Origin of the sequence: Arthrobacter sp. H14 (genome assembly GCF_000520495.1) — a bacterium.
Classification (GTDB): Bacteria; Actinomycetota; Actinomycetes; order Actinomycetales; family Micrococcaceae; genus Arthrobacter_C.
Genome location: NZ_KI914663.1, coordinates 35194 through 38274 on the forward strand (window position 1 = coordinate 35194; position 3081 = coordinate 38274).

Annotated in this window: 4 protein-coding genes; 2 read left to right on the forward strand and 2 right to left on the reverse strand. The window is 63.7% G+C overall.

The window, feature by feature from the left end; all coding sequences use genetic code 11:
* On the forward strand, window positions 1–527 hold a 527-nt coding region (locus Y707_RS26230), incomplete at its 5' end, for a GNAT family N-acetyltransferase (RefSeq protein ID WP_081744887.1).
* A 57-nt stretch (window positions 528–584) separates the two neighbouring features.
* Here Y707_RS26230 and Y707_RS0114165 read toward each other — a convergent pair.
* Together Y707_RS0114165 and Y707_RS0114170 are read right to left on the reverse strand one after the other, a co-directional pair.
* Window positions 585–1001, reverse strand: coding sequence for a VOC family protein (locus tag Y707_RS0114165; protein WP_026535566.1), 417 nt, complete (start codon window positions 999–1001; stop codon window positions 585–587).
* A gap of 51 nt (window positions 1002–1052) precedes the next feature.
* Window positions 1053–2573 (reverse strand): SulP family inorganic anion transporter, encoded by a 1521-nt coding sequence (locus Y707_RS0114170; RefSeq protein WP_026535567.1) that lies wholly within the window; start codon window positions 2571–2573, stop codon window positions 1053–1055.
* A gap of 208 nt (window positions 2574–2781) precedes the next feature.
* Here Y707_RS0114170 and Y707_RS0114175 point away from each other — a divergent pair.
* Window positions 2782–3081: MerR family transcriptional regulator (locus tag Y707_RS0114175; RefSeq protein WP_026535568.1), on the forward strand; the 300-nt coding region annotated here is incomplete at its 3' end.

Consider the following 3081-nt stretch of genomic DNA (forward strand, 5'->3'; position numbering starts at 1 on the left):
CCGTCCTCCACACCGGCCGTTTGCGGCTGGAACAGCTCGGGCCGCAACACTTCGACAGTACGTGGCAGTACCTTCAGGACGAGGAGGGCCGGCGGCTGACCGGCACGCATCAGGACTTCACCGAGGACGCTGTGCGCAAGTTCCTGGCGCGGCTGCCGGGCAGCGACGAGCGCGCCGACTGGGCGGTGATCCGCACAGAGGACGGAGCCCACATCGGCGAGGTTGTACTCAACGACCTGGACGAAGACAACCGGTCGATGAACTTCCGAATCGGCCTCGCGGGAGACGGCGTGCGGGGGCAGGGGTACGGAACCGAAGCCACTCGGGCGGTAGTCGCCTACGCGTTCGACGTCGTCGGGCTGCACCGGGTGAGCCTTGGCGTCTATTCCTTCAACCCCCGGGCGCAGTGGGTGTACGAGAAGGTCGGGTTCGTCCGGGAAGGAGTTGCCCGGGACGCTCTGCTTTGGGATGGGCAATGGCACGACGAGGTGCTGATGGCAATGCTCACCACCGACGCACGGTTGTAGCGGGCGCGGGCAACTGGGAAGCAGGACCGTTCGCGGAATGGCTTCTACCGCGGAGTGCTACCTCTTCGCCGCGAACAGCTCCAAGGCAATGTTGTCCGGGTCGCGGAACTCAAGGATGTACGCCGCTCCGATGTCCTTCACGTCCTCGTGGCCAATACCGCGCTCGTCCAGCAGCTTTGCGGCGCTGTCCAACTCTTCCTTGCTGTCAACAGCGAAGCTGACATGGTCGAGCCCCACCCGGTCTTCGTTGAAGGCGTCATCTCCTACCGGCCGCAGCCCAAACAGCGAGTCGCCGACTTGGTACAGTACGCCGCCGAAGAGGAACGCCAGCTGCTCGCGCGTCGCCTCATCGGCGTCAGCAGGCAGCTCAATGGCCACCGGCCAGCCAAAAACGTCCTCGTAAAAGGCGCGGGACCGCTCGATGTCGGTGACGGTTAGACGAACGTGTGCGAACCCGCTGGTTGCTATCGGCATGCTCGTAATCGTGCCACAACCGCCGAGCCTTGGATAGAGGTGCACCCCGCGTCAGTGTCCGGCGCCGAGCTTTCCGCCCAACCGCTCGCGCATCATCGTGCTGGCCTCGTTCAGCCCGATGATCTTCACGTCCTTGCCGTGCCGGTGGTACTTCTCGGTCACCGCATCAAGCGCCGCGATGGTGGAGGCGTCCCAGAGGTGCGAGGCATGCATGTCGATGACCACCCGTTCGGGGTCCTCGGCATAACGGAACTGGGTGTACAGGTCGTTGCTGGAGGCGAAGAACAACTCGCCGTCGACCAGGTACGTGGCGACATCGCCGTCGTCGTCGCTCTTGATGCTGCGCTCCATTGTGACGAAGTGCGCGACCCTGCGGGCGAAGGCGACCATGGCCACCAGCACCCCGACACCGACGCCGATAGCCAGATTATGCGTGGCCACAACGACGACGACGGTGCTCACCATAACGGCCGTTTCGGACTTGGGCATCCGTTTGAGTGTGGAAGGGCGGATGCTGTGCCAGTCGAACGTGGCCCAGGAAACGAAGATCATCACCGCGACGAGCGCCGCCATCGGAATGATTGCCACCAGGTCTCCGAGCGAGACGACCAGGATGAGCAGGAAGACACCGGCCAGGAAGGTGGAAATGCGGGTGCGGGCGCCGGAGGCCTTGACGTTGATCATGGTCTGGCCGATCATCGCGCAACCGCCCATGCCGCCGAAGAAACCTGTGACGATGTTCGCGCCGCCCTGCCCCCAGGACTCGCGGCTCTTGTTCGATCCGGTGTCGGTGATGTCATCGACCAGCTTCGCCGTCAGAAGTGATTCGAGCAGTCCGACCAGGGCCATGGCCAGCGCGTACGGCGCAACGATCTGAAGCGTCTCGAGCGTGAATGGCACGTCCGGGAAGAACAGCGACGGCAGGCTGTCCGGCAGTTCGCCCTTGTCTCCGACGGTCGGCACGGTGATCGCAGCGGTGACCGTGATGGCGGTGATAAGGATGATGGCCACCAGCGGCGCGGGGACGACCCGGGTGATGCGCGGCAACAGGAAGATGATCAGGAGGCCGAGGCCAACCAAGGGGTATACAGCCCAGGAAACGTCGATCAGCTCCGGAACCTGCGCCATGAAAATCAGGATCGCAAGCGCGTTCACGAAGCCAACCATCACCGAACGCGGGATGAAGCGCATCAGTTTCGCTACACCCAGCAGGCCAAACACCACCTGAATGATGCCGCCCAGGATGACTGCGGCGATGAGATAGTCCAGGCCATGGCTGGCCATCAGCGGTGCAATGACGAGCGCGACGGCGCCGGTGGCTGCGGAGATCATCGCCGGCCGGCCGCCTAGGAATGAGATGGTGACTGCCATCGTGAAGGAGGCGAACAACCCGATCCGGGGGTCAACGCCGGCGATGATGGAGAACGCAATGGCTTCGGGAATGAGGGCCATCGCGACGACAAGTCCGCCGAGGACCTCTGTCTTCAGCCGTCGCGGCGACTTCAGCGCATGCAGGACGGAACCTTGTACCTCGGGACTGGGGTCATGCGTCTCGGTGGTGGCGGTGGCCATGGGGCTCCGTTCGGGATTGTTCAGACACAGGTCTTCCGGGGGAGGACCGTTTGGGAATCGATGGAAGGCGCTGCGGTGCGCCGGAATCGTCGAGGGACGTAAACTGAGGGGCTGGTGGCGGGAAGCGTCATCGCCGTCCAACAGGTCAACTCTACCGTAACGTTAGGGTTGGGGTGAAATCGAGCAGCGAATGGAGCCGGAGAGCAGCATGAGTGCAGAGTCGAGCGGGACCAGTATGCATATTGGCGAGCTGGCGGAGCGCACCGGCCTGTCCCTGCGCACCATCCGCCATTACGACGACGTCGGGCTGCTTCCAGCCTCCCGCACCGAAGGCGGCTTCCGGGTTTACTCGGCAGCAGACCTTGAACGGTTGATGGTGATCCGGCGGATGAAACCGCTCGGCTTCTCGCTCGAGGAAATGGGCCGGCTGCTGGACGTGATTGACCGGCTGGCGGAATCTCCCGGCGAGGGGGAACGCGCGGATCTGCAGGAGCAACTGAACGGATAT

Coding starts and splice junctions, on each gene's coding strand:
- Y707_RS0114165 (WP_026535566.1), bottom strand. CDS start 1,001: ATGCCGATAGCAACCAGCGGGTTCGCACACGTTCGTCTAACCGTCACC.
- Y707_RS0114170 (WP_026535567.1), bottom strand. CDS start 2,573: ATGGCCACCGCCACCACCGAGACGCATGACCCCAGTCCCGAGGTACAA.